Here is a 19,977-nt window from a genome sequence, read left to right on the forward strand (position 1 = left end):
GGATTCCAGTTGCGGAGTTACTTGCGGGGATTCCTCGTTCCTCGGAATGACATACTTTGTGATTATTTACCTCTGATAAAGTCCCTACATACAAAATTGAGACTATTCAACACTCTCAATAGTATAATGTGTTTTATTAATTTCAAATTGAAACCCAACTTTATTCCCCATTAAATGTGAACCTAAGGGAGATTGTGGAGAAAGGGCTATAACATTAATTCCATCAATGGTGATTTTAGGAAGCGCTACACTCAAATACAAATGAATTCCATTGGCTTTTACCAAACTTCCTGAAATAATATTTTCTGTTGTTTTTGAGGCATCGATTTTATCTAAAATTGCTTTTTGAGTTATCGCTTCTTTTAGTTTATTGGTCAGTTTTTCCTGTTCGATATGCATCATAGACAAAGCCGTTTCATGCTTATCACCGGCAGAACCTTTGGCATCGTTTTTAGAATCTTCGGTCAAAGCCGAAATCATGTCTCTAAAAACATCTATTCGGTCCTGAACCATTTGTAAATAATAGGAGTGTATTTTTTGTTTGAAGTTCATACGCATTTTGCCACGAAGGCGCTAAGCCGCAAAGATCGTAAAAAAAAGTTAGCCACGAATTCACGAATAAAATATTAATTTAATTCGTGAATTCGTGGCTTTAAAACTTACAATAAACTTTGTGTCTTAGTGCCTTCGTGGCAAATTTAGTTAAAAATCGAATTTATAATTTCCGCCTACTAAAACCTGGAATCCCTGAACCGGGTAATTCAGCCATCTTTCGTAAGCCTGATTTCCTATATTATTTAGTTTTAAGAAGAAAGTCAAACGCTCGCTGTATTTATATCCTAAATGTGCATTCGCATCAAAATAGCTTTTTAAAGTCACGGGAACACCAAGAGTTGTAACATCCAGATTAGTCTGCATGTCTTTACGTTCTCCCACATAAAAAACATTTAAACCAGCGTACCATTGTTTGGTAATATTAACATCAAGATTAGAGCTTAATTTCATTGAAGGTAAATTCCATGCCTCTAGACCATCTTGTTTGTAACTGTTGAAAGTCCCGTTGATTCCGAAAGAAACATTTTTAGAAAAATCAGCTTTCAATTCCGCATAAAAACGCAATGTTCTAACATCATCATAAACTACTCCAAATGAGTTTCCGAAAGCATAATTCTGATTATCAAAATTCTCTGTATAATCATTGCTTTTAAACAAAACTTTGTCTTTTTCGTTTAAATAAGAACCTGTCAGATTATAATTAATATTGTTTGCCAATTTTCCTTTCAAACCAGCAAAAACATTATACTGATTACTTGTTGGTCTCATGTTTAAAGTTGGAGATAAAAATGGATTTTGAGTCACAAAATCAGCATAAGAATTTTGATTCAAACTACCATTTACTCCGGTGTAGAAAATCATTAGATCGCCTACTAATTTATAAGAAGCATTTACTTTTGGATAGATATAAAACTTGTTTCCGCTGTTTTCAGAATCTAGCCCATAATACAATCCAGCACCTAATTCTAATGTCCAATCATTTTCATGAACTACAAAACTTGGCTCGATTCCAAAATTAGTTAAGCTGTATTTTACAGGTTCTAAATTAGTACGCTCATAATTATTCTCGAAAGATCCACTGACGTGATCCACAATAATATTTGTATTGATCGATTGATCCATTACATCCACCTTGAAAGAAGGTTTCAGATAAAATCTATTTTCTGAAGAAGAGAAACTATCTGAAAAATGTGTAAATCTTGTATCAATTTTATTAAAAATCCCTTCGTTGAACTCTATATTTCCACCTAACGAAATTGTGTTATAAGAGTGATTTGGGTTAATTCCTCTAATTAAATCTTCTTGTGTTTCCGGTGGCAAAGTCATTCCAAAATCAGTTGGCAAACCATACCAATTGTACACTTGATTTTGATATCCTAAATCTACTGCCCATGACATATCGCGATTATTTACACCATAACCAACATTCAAAGCCGTATCATAAAATTCATCGTTCAAATTCACATCTTTGATTCCGCCTTGCGAAGAATGATGACGGAACATTCCTGCCAAATAATCGTTGTTTCCTAGCTCTTGTGTTACAAATAATTCAGCATTCAAAGTCCCATAATTTCCAACTCCAAGAGTCGCATAATTACTAAACAATCTTTCTTTTTTTGATTTTTCAACCCCCTCTGCCTTTCCTTTTGAAGGCGTAAAAGTTGATGCCACCGGAACCGACAAAATACTATATTTAATAGTTTCTTTTGGCTGATTTCCGCTATCGTCAAGCGAAGGAGTTTCTTTCACTTTAAAAGCATCTGAAATAGTTGGCGAATAAGGTTTTACCACATTCACTGTTTCTGTTCCGATGCTTTCATTTTTCTTTTGAGCAAACGAAAGCTGAACAACAAACAACAGCAGTAAAATGATGGTTTTATTTTGGCATTTAATTTTCATACTTTATTTTTTTTAGAGAAAATTTTAGAGAAAAGAACAAAGAATAAAGAAAAAAGACTTCCAATCTTTGCTTTCCAATCTATGTTCTATTTTCTATCCTCTATTTTCAATTTTCTAATATCTTTCTTCTTTACTCTTGGCTCTTGACTCTATTTTCTATACTCTTAAACTAGGCTTCCCATTCCCCTTTTGCTACAAACTGCGCTTTTCCACCAATCTGAATATCAAATTGATTATCGGTTAATTTTCCTTTAAAGTAAATCTGGGAAGGACGACCAATATAATCTCCCTGATAGTTAATCAATTCAAATTCAGGCTTATGATATTTCAATAAAAACGCCTGCAAACACGTACTCGCACTTCCTGTTGCTGCGTCTTCAACCAATTGATTATTTTCAACACATAACATTCTGCTAAACAGTTTTGAGCCTTCTAAATAATAGAAATACAAACCTCTGTGCGCTGTTTTGCAATTATTTTTCAGCCATTGATCTGTTTTATCTTTATCTAAAACCAAATTTTCCAGTGCTCTTTTGCTACTTAATCCGACCATTATAAAAGCACTTCCGGTTGTAACTTCCTGAATTGGAAATTGGTTCTCAAAATCATGATTGTTCAGGTTACTAAATACAGTAATATCTTCTTTCGAAAAAATATCCCAAAATTTTGGCTGCGCCGCTTTTAACCAAATCAGTTCTTCTGTTTTATGAATTGCAATTGGCCCGATTGGCACATTTAACTTTATATTCTCAGGCGAATTCTCAAATACTTTATTCATCAAAACCCACGAAGTTCCAATTATAGGATGACCAGCGAACTGCATTTCGTGCTCTGGTGTAAAAATTTTAATATCGGCCTTATTGTTTTCCAGATCCAGTTTCGTAATAAAAGTGCTTTCCGCAAAATTAATTTCGCGCGCTATCTTTTGCATTTCTTCTGAACTTAAATTCCCTGCATCCAAAAAAACTGCCAATTGATTTCCGGCATATTTTTTATCGGTAAAAACATCAACTATATAAAAAGGTAAACTCATAATCTTGTAAAATGTGTTTTGTGAGATGTAAAATGTAAAGCGAATACCTTTCACATTTTACATCTAACTTTTAACTATTTAGTAATTGAAGAATTCGTTTTAGATTCTTCTAATTTAATTGCACTTAATTCTTTTTTAGCTTCTTCAACTACATCCGGGAAATCTGTGAAATTGTTGATTACGTTGTCCAAGATATATGTTGCCTGATAACTGTCTTTTAATCCGTAGAAGTTTTTTGCCATCAAAACCAAACTTTTAGCTCCATAATATTTATAACCAAAATAATTTTTAGCTAACTTTTGAACTGAAACATTCGAAGCGTCAAATTTTCCTTCCTTCGTTTTAAAGTATGCATCATAATACAATGCTTCTGCCGCTAATTCTCCTTTAGAAGTCGTAGATAATTTTGCATAAGCGGTTTTAGCTTTATCTTCATCTCCTGTCTGCATTGCCGCGCGTGCTACAATAATTTGAGCATCGGCTTTTACATTCGCATCGGCTTTTGGATTCTGTAATACTTTGTCCGCTGAAATTACCGAGTTATCATAATCTTTTTTGTCATAATAACATTTCATCAAATTAGCTTGTGCGAAGTTTCTATTCTGAGGAGAATCGGATTCATTATCTAAACGAACTAATACCGGAATCGCTTTGTCACAGTCTTTTGCTTTCAGGTAAATCTGAGCTAATTTATTTAAAGATTGCTCAGTAAATTCGCTTCTTGGCTGATCAATCACATATTGATAACCGGCAACTGATTTAACTTCTGATCCTTCCGCATAAAGCAATTGTGCCAAGTAAAAGTTAGCTTCTCCCGCATGTAAACCTGATGGAAATTTATTTACATAACTAGTAAAACCAGTGATTGCTTGTTTGCTGTTATTTTGACTGTACTGTTTGAAAGCGGCATCATAAGTATCATTATCAAGTTCAGCATCTGTAACTGAAACAAAATCTAATGTTCGTACCCAAGTTGCGTATTCATCCACTTTTCCTGAATCAACATAAATCAATCTTGCTGTAGAAACGGCCTCTAGAGCTTCCGGAGTTTTTGGGAATTCAGCCGCTACTTTTTTGAATTTCACCAAAGCCTGTTCATCACGATCTGAGTTGTAATAAATCAAACCTTGTTTTAAAATTGATTTTGAAGTGAACGAACCATTTTTATATTCTGAGATCAACTGATCATAGGTTTTGATTGCCTGATCGTTCTTTTTCTCGGTCACATACGTATTTCCTAATTCATACAAAGCATCATCACGATACTCTGACTTTTTGTACATCTGAAGAAAATTATTCAACTCTTCTACTTTCTTGTCATTTTTAGACATGAAACCGTATGAAATTGCTTTTTGAAATTGAGCGTAATCGGCATCAACACCTTTTGCTGCAATTGCTTTTGCGTATGCTTCATTTGCGGCACTATATTTTGAAGTTACAAATCGGCAATCTCCCAAACGCAAATAGGAATCATTCAAACGTGATTTATCAGCTGGAGCATTATCAATTTGAGCCAGAAATGAATTCGCCGCCTGATCGTATTCTTTCAATTTAAAATAGGTGTATCCAATATTATAATTGATGTTTTTATATTCTTCTGTCGATTTTGCTGCCGCCTGACCCGCAAACTGTTTGTAGGTCAACAACGCATTCTGAAAATCCTCTGAAAGATATTCTGTTTCTGCTTTCCAGAAAGTTGCACGTGCTGTAAACTCAGGTGTTTTTTGTTCGCTCACGGCACTTTTAAACATTTTTCCGGCTTCTGCATAATTAGATTCGTTATACAATTCCAATCCTCTGTAAAAAAGTACTTTTTGATAAGCTGCTTTATTCTCTGCAGATCTATTTTTCTCCAATAAAATCAAAGCTTCTTTATAGTTTTTAGACGAAATATAAGAATCAACCAAAAGTTTTTCTACTTCAGCTTTGCTTGAATTATTTGGATATTTTTTTAAGAAATCAAGTAGAATTCCGGGAACGGTTTGGTACGCATTTCCTATTTCATAACTCAATTTAGCATAATTCAAAGCTGCATCTTCCTGAATTTGCGCGTTGAATTCCATTTCAGAAGCGTTTTTAAAAGCATTTAAAGCTTCTTGTTTTTTGCCTGTATTCAAATAACTTAAACCTAAATGATAATAAGCATTTTGCGCTACGAAATCTTTTCCTTCAATGATTTTATTGAATTGAGAAATTGCTTTTTCGTATTCTTTTTGCTCATAATAAGCGTAACCTAACTGATAGAAATCGGTATTATTCCATTTTCCTTTTTTACCTGCATATTGCTCTAAAAACGGAATCGCCTTGCCGTATTGTTTTAGATTGAAATAACTTTCTCCAATAATTTTATTCAGTTCTGACTTTTCTATTTCATTTGATTTTGCCATTGCTTTCTGGCCTAAATCAATTGCTTTTTGGAAATTTCCAAGCTTGAAATTCATATCAGCCTGATAGTACGATAGCTTTTCTTTGTATTTTTCTTCGCCTGAAACTTCATCAAAATATTTAGTTGCTTCTTTATAATCATCACCTTCATAAGCCATAAACCCTAAGTAATATTTCGCCTGAGAACCAAATTCAGGAGAATTTACTACTTTGTTAAAATAAGTTGTGGCTTCTTTTTTCTTTTTGGCATTGAAGTAACTGTATCCTTTCTGAAAATTAAACTTATCCGAATCGGCTTTGCTCATATAACTTTCATCCACTTTATCAAACCAAAGCAAGGCTTTTGGATAATTTCCCTGTTCAAAGAAAAATTGTGCCACTTCAATATAAGCCTGATTTTGTTTCGTACTTGTTGGATAATCACTCACAAATTTTTCCATCAACCCATCAGCATTTGGCTGATTGGTTCTAATGGCGCAATTGGCGATGTAATAAGCACAATCAGATTTTACTTCCTCTGTTTGCGCATTATCTTTTATATATTCAAAAATATGTTGTGCTGAGGCATATTGTTTATCATTGTATAAAGCTACTGCTTTATCAAAATCCTTTAAATCGTAGGTATATATTGCTGATTTTTGTGCCGAAACTGTGGTCGAAAGAAGGATTATTGAGAGTATAAAGAACCAGAAAAGTTTACGCATTGTAATTATGTTTAGTATTCAAATGTATCATTTTATACCGTCTATAACGAAACGTTTCGCGCATTTATTATGAACAAAAATTTAAACATGCCTTATTTAACAGCTTCTGTAGTGGTGTTTTTTCACCATATAAGTCATATAAGTAATTATAAGCTAGGGGTTTTTAGCAACGTATACAACTCTGGAGATCATATAAGTTTTTCGAAATAAAAAACTTTAACCACAATCCATTAAAAAGCAGTTACATCTCTTATATGATTAATTTTTTTCGCAATAAAATGTTTTTCACAATCAGCTAAAATGACCTTATACGACTTATATGGTGAAAAATTTCCATTTCAATATTTTATCAGAAATGATTGAAATTTATTTTGAATCCAACCGTTAACTTCTTACTTTTACCAATCAAATCAATTTTATTATGTCACAAACCGTACTATCTCTTAAAGAAGTCACTATATATCAGGAAGGAAGAAAAATTTTATCTCATATTAATTTAGATGTTCAGCATGGCGAATTCATCTACATCATTGGAAAAACGGGTTCCGGAAAAAGTAGTTTCTTAAAAACTTTATACGCAGATTTACCTTTATCAGAAGGAGAAGGTCATATAGTTGAATTTGATTTGGCGACTTTAAAGGAAAGTGACATCCCTTATTTGAGACGTAAAATCGGGATTGTATTTCAGGATTTCAAATTGCTTCCGGACCGTTCGATAAAAGACAATATGTTATTTGTTTTGAAAGCAACGGGATGGACTGAAAAAGAAGCAATGGAACACAAAATTGATGAAGTTCTGGATAAAGTTGGTATGAAAGATTTCGTTAATAAAATGCCACATCAGCTTTCTGGTGGTGAGCAACAACGTGTAGCAATCGCCCGTGCTTTATTAAACGATCCTGAATTTATCCTTGCCGATGAACCAACCGGAAACCTTGATCCACAAACGAGTTCTGAAGTTCTTGAAGTATTGAAAAACATCAATGCTCTTGGCAAAACGGTTATCATGGCAACACACGATTATGCTTTGCTGATGAAATTCCCATCTAAAACATTGAAGTGCGAAGATGAAAGAATCTTCGAAGTGGTGCAACGCTCTGTGTAATGTTTTCCATCTTAATTCCGGTTTATAATTATACTGTTTTATCGCTTGTAAATGAGTTAGTAAAGCAATGTAAGGCTAGTGGAATCACTTTTGAAATTCTTTGTCAGGACGACGCATCAAATTCACCAAAAAACATTTTAAATCAAGAAGTTAATCTTCTTCAAAATTGTTCATTTTTTATAAATGAAGTTAATTTGGGAAGAGGAAAAAACATCAATTCCTTAGCTCAAAAAGCAGTTTATGATTGGCTGTTAATTCTGGATTGTGATACTTTTCCGGCTGATGCTACTTTCATCCAAAACTACGTTGACGTAATTTCAAATTCATCAAAAAAAATCACTTTTGGTGGCATTATTTATGAAGATAAAAAACCTGAAAAAGAACAGCTTTTGCGTTGGATTTATGGGCAAAAAAGAGAAACTTCTTCAATTCTAACTTCTAATTTATTAATTAAAAAAGACGTTTTTCTACAATATTCTTTCGACAATTCTATTACAAAATACGGTTATGAAGATTTGAGTTTTTTCTCTCTTTTGAAGAAAAATAATTTTGAGATTTCCCGAATTGAAAATCCTACTTTTCATTTGAATTTAGAAACGTCAGAAGTGTTTTTGAATAAAACTAAAATTGCTTTAGAAAATCTTTTTTTTCTTTATAATTCAGATAAAATTTCTAGAGAAGACAGTAAAATTATTAAGGCATTTGAATTCCTAAAAAAGCTAAAACTAGCAAAATTTTCATCTTTCCTCTTCAAAAAAAATCAAATCAAAATTGAACGGAATTTGCTTTCTCAAAATCCTTCTTTGCTTTTGTTTGATCTTTATAAATTGGGATATTTCTGTAGATTAAAATAATTATGCAAAAAAAATTAACACATAGAAACATAGATTCTATGCGTTGAAAAAGGAGACAAAAAGAAACTAGTTTCTAACACATAGCTATGTGTTTTAAAGCAAATGAAATGCCTTTTACAGGAATCAAAAATCTATGATTCTATGTGTTTAAAAACTCATGTAGAAACTAAACTCTCCAAAAATTCCCTCCACTGCTCCATTATTTTTTTGACTGAATATTGTTTAGAAGTTTCTTTAGCATCCAAACCAAATTTCAATCTTACTTCTTCATTTTCAATTAAAAAAGAAAGTTTTTCAACATACATTTCAATATTATTATCCGGAATCAAGAAACCATTTTCTGCATTTGTAATGATCGCTCGTGGGCCAGTCGGGCAATCATAAGCTATACAAGGCAAACCACAAGCTAATGCTTCTAATAAAACCATAGGAAAACCTTCTGTTCTGGAAGTCATCGCACAAATAGAAGCTTTCAGATATTTCTTCTGAATATTTTTTACAAAATGCAGATAATTAATTCCCGATTCTATCTCTAATTTTAAAGCTTCTTGCTCTAAAGTATCGACGTCATCTGTATAAATATCCAAAGTCCATTCCGGATATTTTTCGCCAATTTCCTTCCAAATCAACAAAAATCGATCTAAACCTTTTTCATAAGAATTTCGTGCAATTGCAATTACTTTTTTCTGTCTTAAATCAGCATTTTTTTTAGTTTTTATCCAGCACGGATTTGGAATTATAATGCCGTTTTCGACATTCCATTCTTTTAAATTTTCTTCTGAAAGAGCAACTATTTTGGTAAATTTTTGGACGCCAAAATCTTTGAATCGATATTTTATTTTCTGAAGTGATTTAGACACGAAATTCGTCTTCTGAACTTCTTCTTCAACAAATTTAGAACCATGACATTCAAATACAATTGGAGTTTTTGTTTTGGCTATAAAAGGAAAAACAAATGCTTTTAATCCATTATCGGCAACCAAAATAACATCTGGTTTTATTTGATTTATCTTTTGATTTATTTGTTTTTGAAAAGAATTGAAAAACTTAAAAACATTCCCTTTCAAAATCATATTATGAAAAGTAACATCGTAATCAAAATCATAAAAGGGTTGAATATCCTCTTCATTTTGAGACAAAATATGAATTTCATAACCAAAATGCTCCACAAAGTAATTGGCTTTAATAGCCAGAACTCTGGCGACTCCGCCAGCCGTTTTTATTTTTGGAACTATATAAAGCAGTCTCATTTTTTAGATTTCAAAAAAAGATCATAATCCCGAATATAATCGGTTTCTTCAAAAACATCAGAAGCCAAAACCAAACAAACAGCGCCGGAAGAGAAATTTTCCAGTTCCCTCCATATTCCTTTTGGAAGATGCAAACCTATATTAGGCTTGTTCAGCAAATAGCTTTTTTTATTGGTTCCGTCGTTTAAAGTGACTTCGAAACTTCCACTTAAAGCGATTAAAACTTCATGCTGCTCAATATGCGAATGTCCGCCACGAAAAGCACTGCTCGGCACATCAAAAAGATAATAAACGCGTTTGAACTCAAACGGTAATATATCATTTTGAATAAAAGCCAAATTCCCGCTTAAGTCTTCTACTACCGGAATTTTTAACAACGCTATGTCCTGTATTGTCGTCATATTTTAATTGGCTTTGAGTAAATATAGCCATTCTTGTCCAATTTTATCCAGTAAAAAGGATTGAATACTTTCAAGTGTATTTTCTTTGCAATGTTCATATAAAACTTCATCTGAAACCAATAAATTCATTGCTTCTGTTAATTTTTCCCAATTCTGATTTTCGACCAAAATTCCATTTTCTAAATTTGAAATCATATCTCTTGGTCCAAAATCACAATCGAAAGAAACAACCGGAGTTTTACAGGCCAAAGATTCCAAAATAACATTCGGAAACCCTTCATTTTTACTGCATAAAACTAAGAATTTAGCTTTAACCATAAATTGAAAAGGATTGGTTTGATATCCTACAAGATGAACAAATTGTTCAATATCATTCTCAAATGCTCTTTTTCTGAGTTTTATGCCGTTTCCATCTCCCACAATAATCAGATGAATTTGCTTTTGTGGCAAATTAGATTTCGCATAACTTGAAATCAGTTTATCAAACTGTTTTATTTCGTTTTCATATTGCCCAACTGCCACAATAAAATCGAATCTAATTTTGACATTTTCTTTTTGCTTTTCCAGAATTTCCTCTAAATAAACCGGATTATGAATCGTGGAGACATTTTGTAATTGATGTTTATTTTCGATCAATGTTTTCATTTCATCCGTGATCGCTACGTTAGCTAAACAATGATTGTACATCAATCTCGTTAACCATGAATTATTCGGCATATAATGGTCGATCAAAAAACTATGAACGGTAAAAATGGTCTGTGTATTGTAAATAAACCTTGCTAAAATAAGTTCCTGAATCACTTTAGTTCGAAAACGAAAATCGATAATAAAGTCAAATTCATTATTATTCAGATACGCTCGTAAGGCCCATAATCTTTTGATTTTATTGAATAATCCGTTGCTTTTGTTTTTGAGTAATCCGAGATTTACTAATTTTCCTGAGTAGGGAAAACTAACTTCATCCAAAACAATAATAATATCCACTTCAAAACCTTGTTTTTCAAAAAAAACAGACAAATTCGCCATCACTTTATCGCTCCCGCCTCCGCTTAAGCGATATCCAATTAAAGCAATTTTCTTTTTTTTGTGAGACATTATCATTCGTGATTTCTTATTTTCGTATCAAATATATAACTCTTTAATCTCAAGATAAAAATAACAATGAGAAATAGTTCTTATCAAGAAATATTGATTAAATATGGAAATGAATTAGACTCTTACAGAAATGAGAGAGAATATTTGTTATCTAAATATAAACATTCAATAATTTTAGAAGGGGAATTTACAGAATTAGAAAATTTAGAAAAATGGGCTAAAAAAAACCTAAATATTGAGACATTGGAATCAATTTACTTCAATAAAACAGATTATAATTATTGTTTCGCTGAATATTTTTTTTCCACTGAAAGCGAAGCTTTAAAAATGCAAGATGTGATTCCTAAAATTTTTTCCACTTATGCTAATGTGTATTCCTCACCAAGAATATTCAGAACTAATGGCAATGGAGAATCTATAGAATATAAATCCAATATGCTAAACGTAATTATTTTATAAAATTAATTAATAAATATCCTGCCACTAACAGCTACTCAACAGATTTGGGTAATCAACTTAATCGAAGTTGATTTTGAATTTGGCATGATTTGGCAAATTCAGATAATGGGCTTAATTTAGTCCCAAACCTGCTTATAATATCAGAAAGTTAAAACAATATGCAACATAAATCATTAGTGACCATTATTTGCTTGTGTTACAATCAGGAAAAGTATGTTGTGAAGAGTTTATTTTCGGCAATACATCAGGATTATCCTTTTATTGAAGTGATTGTTGTAGATGATTTTAGCACCGATAATTCTAAAGAAGTAATTCAAAAATGGCTTATTGATTATCCTGAAATTCAGTTTATCGCCAATGAAACCAATTTAGGAAGTACAAAATCCTTCAATAAGGCATTAAAATTAGCAAAAGGTGAATATATTATTGATTTGGCTTGCGACGATATTTTACTTCCAAAGTGCGTTTCCTTACAGCTAAAAGCGTTTGAGGTAAGTCTGTTTAAAAACTTAGGCGTTGTTTATGGAAATGCCAAATTAATTAACGAAAAAGGTGATTTCTATTTTTATTATTTCCCTGTTGATTCCCATAAAAAAACAATCGAAAAAAGAGCAACCGGAGATATTTATTTGAGTGTTATTACTGGCGGAAATAGTATTTGCTCTGTTTCATCCATGGTTAAAAAATCAGTTTTTGACGCTTTAAATGGTTACGACGAGAATCTAGCTTATGAAGATTTAGATCTTTGGATTCGCGCTTCCAGAGTTTATGATTTTGATTATATTGATGAAGTATTAATTAAAAAAAGAATTTCTACGACTTCTTTCGGAACTCATTTTTTCATTAAAAATGATGCGAGATCTAAGAAAATAAATTATTCGACCTATTTAATAATTCAGAAAGCAATTCGATTAAATCAATCTAAAATTGAACATAGAGCGATCCTGAAAAGAATGCATTTTGAAATGATTTTGGCTTTTAAAACAAGAGATTATAAATTATTATTGAAGTATTTATCGCTCGAGGTCCAACAACGTGTCAGAATAATTTTTGGATAATAATTAAGTTCTATCAAAATAAAAAATCCGTTTTTATCCGCGTTTTTACGAAGTAAATCCGTTTTATCCGCGTTGCATAAAGAACGCGGATAAAACGGATTCGCTAAAGCGAAGACGCTGATAAAAACGGGTTTTCTTATTTATTAAACCATCAAGAAATCATCTAATTGTTGTTTTTCGCCTTCCCAATCTCTAGAAATATTATTTCTTATTAATTTTGCAGAAATTCCTCCAATCAAAATATTTTCTCCTAAACTTTTATAATCTTTTGTACACAAACTATTCGATGCAATGGTACAGAAATTTGGTGTTTGCGTTCCTTTCATAATTGAAACCCTGTTGCTTCCGAAGTTATAATTCCCAATAAAAATAGGCGCTGATTTTTGCAATTTTTCGCCTGTTTGAGTATCAATTAAATCATGGAAATTGGTATCTATAATTTGAGCTTCAGAACCAAATCTTGCATAATCTCCGAGAATAATTTTTTCGGTGCAAATTATTTTTCCGCCTGATGCTATTGAGGCCATATTTCCTAATTCGCAAGAAGCATTTTCTCCCACAAAAACAAAACAGTCTTTTCCAAATTGAAACTTTCCTTTGAAAGTCAGTTTTCCCAAAATGAAGATTTCAGCAATACCTTTGTGAGCCGAATTAAGTTCATAAGGCTGTCCAAAACCAATCATTCCTTTTTGAATATTTCCTTCAATCTGGATTTCTCCTTTTATAGAAGTAAATTTCACTCTTCCATAAAAGAAAACCGGAAGTTTTTTAGCGGTTTCAAAAGGGAATTTTTTAAAATTAAAGTACAGTGTTTTGATCCAGTTTACTTTGCAGTAAAACCGGCATTTATGATAAAACGAGCGGCATTTTCTATAGCTTTTCTCAATCATTTTTATCTTTTTTTCGCTGAACAAATGACGTAAATATTTCGTTTATATTCATCTTTTTATTCAATTGATAAAAACTGAAAACAAACGAAATTAAAATCATCAAAGTCATTAAGCTATATTTTAAAACTGGAATTTCGATATATCGAAGCAAAAATGTGCTAATACAAATTGCAAAACAAATGAAATAAGCTTTGTAAAAATCAGGATTAAAATAGAAATTGTAACGTTTTTTGGTAATGATTTTTAATCCAATAAAGTGGAATAAAAAATAGAGGCAGAAACTAAATCCTAAACCTTCCAAACCGTAAAAATAATAGCCTAAAATATTCATTACTAACGATAGAATATTAAAACCTATAGCTGTCTTAATAAACATTTTCGAATCTCCTTTTGCAATCAAAATAAATCCCATCGCCCAGGAAACCGCACGAAACAACATTCCTAAAATACCAAAACAAACCATCGGAATAATAGCATTGAAATTTGCACTGTAAATGACAGGAATTATAATTGAGACAAAAGTCAAAAACAAAACAATGATTGGTGTGATAATAATAATTGAAATGAATGCTTGCTGAATTACACTTTCTCTAACTTTTGCATTATCAAAGTTAATAGATGCAAGTTTCGGAAAGTAATCGGTACTCATAACGATAAAAATTATTCCGACATAAGAGTTTAGCAAAGTAAAACCGGCGTTATAAAATCCGACTTGTTCTAAACCACCGTTTTTCCCAATATAAATCTGAACCAAATAAGTTGACAAAAGTGTCAAAACACTACTTATCGTCAGCATAAAGCCCAATTTCACAATTGCTTTTCCTTCTGATAAAAGTCCCCGATTAGAAACGATTTCTTTTTCAGTTTTGATTTTATTCGAATAATAAAAAGAGAAAATTAAAGCTGATAATGAAGCAATTATTATGGTTGGAATTATGGCATCAACTCTTAAAAAGTAATACAGCGGAATCGAAAAAAGTAAGCCAAATAAATTGCCATATAAATTGGCTTTGGCCAACAATTTCATCTGTCGCAAACCTTGCAAAACGGCTAATTGACCTGACGATAATTGCTTAAATAAAACGGTTATTGCAATGAATACAAAGGAATAAGTCTGATCCGAATCTCCAAAAGTAATGATGCTCAATGCTTTTGAAAAAAGAATCGTCAGCAACATTCCGAAAATACCAGTAAAAAAAACAATTCTTTTTACGATTTGAATAGTCTTTGAAACGGTTTTTAAATCGTTATTTTTATAATCTTCCGAGATATTTTTTACAGCGCTAGTTTCGATTCCGAATCCTGAAATGCTACTTATGACACTCAAAGTTGAATTCAGCAAAGCGATAATTCCCATTCCCGCCGGGCCGATAAAAACCGCAATTAATTTGGTTCGGATAATTGAAATTAAAATACTAAAAAACTGAACACCTCCAAAAAGTGAAGTCGTTTTTAGAATTTGCTGATATGAAGATTTGCTATCAGACACTAATTAGTATTGATTTAAAATTTCAATAATAAAATCAACTTCAGCGTCAGTTAAAACTGGACTCATTGGTAGACTCAAAACCTCATTATGAATTTTCTCTGTGATGGGAAATGACAAATTATTCCATTCCTGCAATGCTTTTTGTTTGTGTGGCGGAACTGGATAATGAATTACGATTTGAATATTATTCTGAAACAAATATTCCTGTAAACCTTCCCTGTTTTCAGTTCTTATGACAAACAAATGAAACACATGATTATTGGATAAATCCCAAAACGGAAGGGTTATTTTATCGTTTTTGATTTCAGCTAAATAACGTTTTGCAATCGCACGACGTTTATTATTATCATCATCTAAATTCGGTAATTTTAAATTTAAAAATGAAGCCTGAAGCTCATCTAAACGAGAATTTAGGCCAATATATTCGTTGTAATACTTCTGTTCAGATCCATAGTTTCGAAGTGAGAAAAGTACTTTCGCGAGTTCTGAATCGTTTGTCGTGATCGCTCCACCGTCGCCCAAACATCCTAGATTTTTCCCTGGATAAAAGCTATGCGCCTGCGCTGATTTTAAATTGCCGTCAAGTTTGGAATTTGGTACTTCTTTTTTGGAATTTGCGACAGCACCATGTGACTGCGCTGAATCTTCAACAACAATTAAATTATTTTCAATTGCAATTTCGTTTATTTGATCCATTTCAGCTAATTGTCCGTATAAATGAACAGCTAAAATGGCTTTTGTTTTTGTTGTGATTTTCTCCTGAATCAAATCGGGATTGATGTTGTAGGTTTCTAATTTTGGCTCGACTAAAACCGGAATTAAATCGGCTTGTAAAATAGCCAAGATACTGGCAATATAAGTGTTTGCCGGAACTATAACTTCGTCGCCTTTCTGGAGTTTTCCCAACTGAATGTAGCCTTTAAAAATTAAAACTAAAGCATCAAATCCATTCCCTACTCCAATACAATATTTCGTTTGGTTATATTCGGCGAAAGCCTTTTCAAACGTCTCCAATTCTTTTCCTAAAATATACCAACCATTATCTAAAACCAGTTTCAGTTTTTCCTGAAAAGCAGTTTCATAGGGTTCGTTTATTCTTTTTAGATCCAGAAATGGTATCATTTAATAGCGATTTTATAAAAATCCTGATTGTAAACAGCACAACCCAATTCTTCTTTTTGTTGCAAAAGCCCAGAATGGTACCCTTTTTCATCCTCAGAATTTACAATTCCCATGTCAAAAAACTTTTTGCCTTTGCGTTTGTATTTATGCATCAAATTAATGAATAAAAAGTCTAGTGCTCTTACTTCCTCGCCTTTTTCAGAAGTGGCGCCGTATTGCGATTTGACTACATTCTCCGTTTCAAAAATAGTTATTCCGGCGATAATTTCATCATTCTGATAAACGGAATACTGCCTAATCTTTTCAGGGAATTTTTGTTTAAGTGAAGTTATTTCTTCTTTACTGTGAACAGGTTTTGCGTTGAATTTCTCCAATAATCTTGGCTCCAGAATCGTTTCCCAAAAAGGTTCAAAATCCTTTTCTTCTATAATATCCAAATCAAGGTTCTCAATCCTTCTAAAATGCTTCATTTTGCTTTTAGAAATATGCAAAGGCAATTGTAGATTTACAGCCAAATTCATTTCTTTTCGTTCTGGCAAAGCACCTCTTTGATGCAAAAAGAAATCAATTTCCTGATTTCCCTTCGAAAAATAAAAACCAGGAATGGGTTTATAATGAAAAGCTTCAATTGAATTTTCTTTAAAAAAAGATAAAATTTCATCTAAAATTGACTCGACTTTTTCTGCCTTCAATTTAGACGAAAACAATAAACCTCCATAAGTTAATCCCTGATGAGAGTGCACCGATTTTCCTTTTATATTGGCGGGCAAAACTGCCTTTAGTTTTTCATTTTCAAAAACCAAAAGCGAAAAATCTTCAAAACGATCCTGGTGATACTCCATAAAATCACGATGAAACAAAAACGTAGCATTTTTGGCCAGAGCAACAAAATCATTCCAGATGGCATAATCGTTTTGATCGTATTTTTTTATAAAGAATTCACTCATTTTCAAATCCGGTTAATTATTTCTTCAAGTGAAAAAATAACCACGACCCGAGCGATAGCGAACAGGCGAAGCAATTCAAGAATTATCATTAACAAAAAACAATAAAATTCGTGAATTCGTGGCTAAAAATCTTCAATTATTATTTTATAAAATCTTATTTATGACTAAATGCCGGTAAATACCATTTGAATTTTACTGCCAGCAAACGTACGGTAATAATCACAACTGAGGTCAGTAAATACAAAACATCGTTATCCAGATTCAGACTTCTTAATGCGAAAAACACGATTCCGCCAAAAATGCAAATCGTAGCATAGATTTCTCTTCTAAAAATTGTCGGAATCTCGGTACATAAAATATCCCGAATTACACCACCAAAACAAGCTGTCATAGTTCCTAAAGCAATACAAATTACAGGATGCAATCCTTTTGAGATACCTTTTTCTAATCCAATTAAGGTAAAAACTCCTAATCCGATTGTATCAAACAAAAACAATGAAGTTCTCAGTTTTTCAAACTTTTTACGGAAAAGAATCGCAAGAAAAAAACCTAAAATAATCACATAAACGTATTGCAAATCTTTCATCCAGCCCACCGGGGTTCTCCCAATTAAAACATCGCGAAGTGTTCCGCCACCCACTGCCGTTACAAAAGCAATAATAAAAACCCCAAACGGATCCAGTTTTTTATGCATTGCCGTTAAAGCGCCCGACATAGCAAAAGCCATTGTACCGATAATATCTAGTAAGTGGAACATTTCTTTTTTTTAGGTTCAAAGGCTCAAAGATGCAGAGGTGCAAAGGTTATATTCTTGCTTCTTTCCTCTTTATTCTTTATTCTTTATTATATTCTCTTTATTCTTTATTCTTAAAATCTATTTCTTAGTATAAATCGGACTTCTTTTCAACAAATAAGTAATCGAATCGATCCAGCTGTCTTTTAAATTAAGGAAGGGTTTACGGGTTTGCGAATAAATTTTAGTGGTGCTTTTATACATATCAAAATAAACATTGTAATAGTAATACATTTGTGTATTGGCAGTTGTGGTGGAATAATCGTTCGATTTTACCTTTTTATCATTGTTGCTCCATGTTGTACTTCCGCTTCCGTAAGTTGATGCGGTTGAACTTGTTGACATCGTGTATGAAATTTTTGCCGCAATGATATTATCAACTCCCAGAATTTTTTCGAGATCTGCAATTGGCGTTTCATCGATATTTGTATGATCAATTCCCGCCTTGTGCAGCAAGCTATTAGTTGTTCTTAAATCCTGAACTGTTAACGGAAAGATATTAGCCGATTTATCTAACAATTTGTTATACATATCGTTTTGTGCAAATTTCGCCATATCTTCAGAGCTTACCTGAGTATCTGAATTTATATAGGGAACCGGCAAAACTGCAATTGTATTTGGCTTCATTTCTGCCGAGGCAACATTTTGATTTGAAACAGGTTGTGATGTACTTCCAGCAGAAACATCAAAAGTCTGTGATCTTCCGCTCGCAAAATCAATTCTGGCAATTTGCGAAACATCCAATGAAATTTGAATCGCTTCTCCCGGTAAAGAATATTCAACCGTTTGGTCAGATATTTTTGAGATTGTTCCTTCTATAATAGTATAATCTCTTTTAATAATTTTATCCAGTTTTTTTCCGCCTTGAGCGAAACCAAAAACAGATACAAACAGCATCAAAATTACAGCAATAACTTTCTTTATTTTCATGGTATTTAGATTAAATTAAATTAAAAAAATTAACGTTCTTAACAAAGTTAAGAAATCATCTTACAAAAACTATTATAGAGTACAAATAAGAATAAGATTTTTCAGGAGCTAATTCCTGCTGTCCGCTGTATCTTTTATGGTGAACACCACCATAAAAGGATGCCGCTCCCATCAGGGCTAGGGCATTCATTTTCGAAAGAAGATTTATATAAATCAGGATAAAAAACCTTAGTCCCTCAGAATCTTAGCACCTCAGAATTACATATTCTGAGTATAATAATTATAGTCTTTCAAAACCACCCGAATAAAATCGCTGTTATCGCCAGATTGATTTTTAATTCCGGTTACGCTTTCAATTTTCGCAACCAGCTTATAAATAATTTCATGATCATTCTTCTTCACCGCTTTTTGAAACGTTTCCTTTATGATTCGCATATCATTATCAGATAATTTAATAACCAGAGGATAGGTAGGCACATAAGAAGTTCCAATTTCTTCAAGAATTGTATGACTGATATTAATTCTGTTTTTTAAAGTAATAACAGCCGTTCCGGCTGCCATATCGCCTAATCGTTGTGACTTTTTACTTGTAACTATAGATATCAAGGCGACCATTCCGCCCATAACCGAAAAATCAACCAATCTAAAAAACCAACGGATAAAATAATCTCCAAAGCCAGCCTGATAACCATCAATTTTAACCACTTTTATTTTTAATAGTTTTTTACCAAAAGTTTGTCCTTCAAAAACACTTTCTAAGGTAATAGTATAGATCAAAATAGGAAAACTGATAATAAAAACAACGGCTCTGATCGACCAGGTATCCAATGAATCGAGCACTCTTTCAAAATGAAAAAAGTAAAAAAGTACCAAACCAACAACCAGTAAATATGATCCTTTAATGATTAAATCAATAAAATAAGACCCCAATCGCTCGCCAACAGAGGCAGCGATAAAATTTATTTTAACATTTTGTGTTGTGTTAATAGATAATTCTGACATATTTTA

At 32.3% G+C, this 19,977-nt stretch carries 19 protein-coding genes; 4 read left to right on the plus strand and 15 right to left on the minus strand.

Annotation, left to right across the window (positions count from 1 at the left end):
* Window positions 1-102 precede the first annotated feature (102 nt).
* The 4 genes from IRZ99_RS12580 to IRZ99_RS12595 all read right to left on the minus strand — a co-directional run bounded on the left by IRZ99_RS12580 (window position 103) and on the right by IRZ99_RS12595 (window position 6,576).
* Complete coding sequence (locus tag IRZ99_RS12580) at window positions 103-552, minus strand: hypothetical protein (RefSeq protein WP_026981888.1); 450 nt, start codon at window positions 550-552, stop codon at window positions 103-105.
* Between the two features lie 150 nt (window positions 553-702).
* Complete coding sequence (locus IRZ99_RS12585) at window positions 703-2,454, minus strand: TonB-dependent receptor (RefSeq protein ID WP_194657598.1); 1,752 nt, start codon at window positions 2,452-2,454, stop codon at window positions 703-705.
* A 169-nt stretch (window positions 2,455-2,623) separates the two neighbouring features.
* A complete protein-coding gene (locus tag IRZ99_RS12590; protein ID WP_194657599.1) occupies window positions 2,624-3,487 on the minus strand; it encodes a PhzF family phenazine biosynthesis protein in 864 nt (287 codons plus the stop codon).
* Between the two features lie 74 nt (window positions 3,488-3,561).
* Entirely contained in the window at window positions 3,562-6,576 is a 3,015-nt protein-coding gene (locus tag IRZ99_RS12595; RefSeq protein WP_194657600.1) for a tetratricopeptide repeat protein, read from the minus strand.
* A 421-nt stretch (window positions 6,577-6,997) separates the two neighbouring features.
* Between IRZ99_RS12595 and IRZ99_RS12600 the strand changes: the two genes are divergently transcribed.
* Window positions 6,998-7,681 (plus strand): cell division ATP-binding protein FtsE, encoded by a 684-nt coding sequence (locus tag IRZ99_RS12600; RefSeq protein ID WP_074656568.1) that lies wholly within the window; start codon window positions 6,998-7,000, stop codon window positions 7,679-7,681.
* On the plus strand, window positions 7,681-8,535 hold the full coding sequence (locus IRZ99_RS12605) for a glycosyltransferase family 2 protein (protein WP_194657601.1): 855 nt from the start codon (window positions 7,681-7,683) through the stop codon (window positions 8,533-8,535). The genes IRZ99_RS12600 and IRZ99_RS12605 overlap by 1 nt, the downstream gene beginning before the upstream one ends.
* Before the next feature lie 155 nt (window positions 8,536-8,690).
* Here IRZ99_RS12605 and IRZ99_RS12610 read toward each other — a convergent pair whose 3' ends face one another.
* From IRZ99_RS12610 to IRZ99_RS12620, 3 genes are read right to left on the minus strand one after another with little or no spacing between them, the layout of a single operon-like run.
* Window positions 8,691-9,785, minus strand: coding sequence for a glycosyltransferase family 4 protein (locus IRZ99_RS12610; protein WP_194657602.1), 1,095 nt, complete (start codon window positions 9,783-9,785; stop codon window positions 8,691-8,693).
* A complete protein-coding gene (locus IRZ99_RS12615; RefSeq protein WP_194657603.1) occupies window positions 9,782-10,186 on the minus strand; it encodes an FdtA/QdtA family cupin domain-containing protein in 405 nt (134 codons plus the stop codon). The genes IRZ99_RS12610 and IRZ99_RS12615 overlap by 4 nt, the downstream gene beginning before the upstream one ends.
* A 3-nt stretch (window positions 10,187-10,189) precedes the next feature.
* A complete protein-coding gene (locus IRZ99_RS12620) occupies window positions 10,190-11,281 on the minus strand; it encodes a glycosyltransferase (RefSeq protein ID WP_194657604.1) in 1,092 nt (363 codons plus the stop codon).
* A 66-nt stretch (window positions 11,282-11,347) separates the two neighbouring features.
* On the opposite strand from IRZ99_RS12620, the gene IRZ99_RS12625 reads away from it, so the two are divergent.
* Together IRZ99_RS12625 and IRZ99_RS12630 are read left to right on the plus strand one after the other, a co-directional pair.
* Window positions 11,348-11,740, plus strand: coding sequence for a hypothetical protein (locus IRZ99_RS12625; RefSeq protein WP_194657605.1), 393 nt, complete (start codon window positions 11,348-11,350; stop codon window positions 11,738-11,740).
* A 158-nt stretch (window positions 11,741-11,898) separates the two neighbouring features.
* Window positions 11,899-12,798 carry a glycosyltransferase gene (locus IRZ99_RS12630; protein WP_194657606.1) on the plus strand — a complete coding sequence of 300 codons (900 nt, stop codon included), beginning with the start codon at window positions 11,899-11,901 and terminating at the stop codon, window positions 12,796-12,798.
* A gap of 143 nt (window positions 12,799-12,941) precedes the next feature.
* Here the strand turns inward: IRZ99_RS12630 and IRZ99_RS12635 are convergent, their stop codons facing one another.
* The 8 genes from IRZ99_RS12635 to IRZ99_RS12665 form a co-directional block, all read right to left on the minus strand.
* Window positions 12,942-13,688: a transferase gene (locus IRZ99_RS12635; protein ID WP_194657607.1), complete on the minus strand. Its 747-nt coding sequence runs from the start codon at window positions 13,686-13,688 to the stop codon at window positions 12,942-12,944.
* Window positions 13,681-15,177 (minus strand): O-antigen translocase, encoded by a 1,497-nt coding sequence (locus IRZ99_RS12640; RefSeq protein ID WP_194657608.1) that lies wholly within the window; start codon window positions 15,175-15,177, stop codon window positions 13,681-13,683. Before IRZ99_RS12640 ends, IRZ99_RS12635 begins: the two co-directional genes overlap by 8 nt.
* 3 nt (window positions 15,178-15,180) lie before the next feature.
* On the minus strand, window positions 15,181-16,299 hold the full coding sequence (locus IRZ99_RS12645) for a DegT/DnrJ/EryC1/StrS aminotransferase family protein (protein ID WP_194657609.1): 1,119 nt from the start codon (window positions 16,297-16,299) through the stop codon (window positions 15,181-15,183).
* Entirely contained in the window at window positions 16,296-17,246 is a 951-nt protein-coding gene (locus IRZ99_RS12650) for a GNAT family N-acetyltransferase (RefSeq protein WP_194657610.1), read from the minus strand. Before IRZ99_RS12650 ends, IRZ99_RS12645 begins: the two co-directional genes overlap by 4 nt.
* Window positions 17,247-17,400: 154 nt before the next feature.
* A complete protein-coding gene (locus IRZ99_RS12655) occupies window positions 17,401-18,003 on the minus strand; it encodes a trimeric intracellular cation channel family protein (protein ID WP_194657611.1) in 603 nt (200 codons plus the stop codon).
* Between the two features lie 117 nt (window positions 18,004-18,120).
* Window positions 18,121-18,969 carry a hypothetical protein gene (locus tag IRZ99_RS12660; protein ID WP_194657612.1) on the minus strand — a complete coding sequence of 283 codons (849 nt, stop codon included), beginning with the start codon at window positions 18,967-18,969 and terminating at the stop codon, window positions 18,121-18,123.
* A gap of 55 nt (window positions 18,970-19,024) precedes the next feature.
* Window positions 19,025-19,159, minus strand: coding sequence for a hypothetical protein (locus IRZ99_RS21260; RefSeq protein WP_255545749.1), 135 nt, complete (start codon window positions 19,157-19,159; stop codon window positions 19,025-19,027).
* Window positions 19,160-19,227: 68 nt separating this feature from the next.
* Window positions 19,228-19,971 carry an RDD family protein gene (locus tag IRZ99_RS12665; RefSeq protein ID WP_194657613.1) on the minus strand — a complete coding sequence of 248 codons (744 nt, stop codon included), beginning with the start codon at window positions 19,969-19,971 and terminating at the stop codon, window positions 19,228-19,230.
* Window positions 19,972-19,977: the final 6 nt, after the last annotated feature.

Origin of the sequence: Flavobacterium sp. LC2016-12, from assembly GCF_015351595.1 — a bacterium.
Taxonomy (GTDB): Bacteria; Bacteroidota; Bacteroidia; order Flavobacteriales; family Flavobacteriaceae; genus Flavobacterium.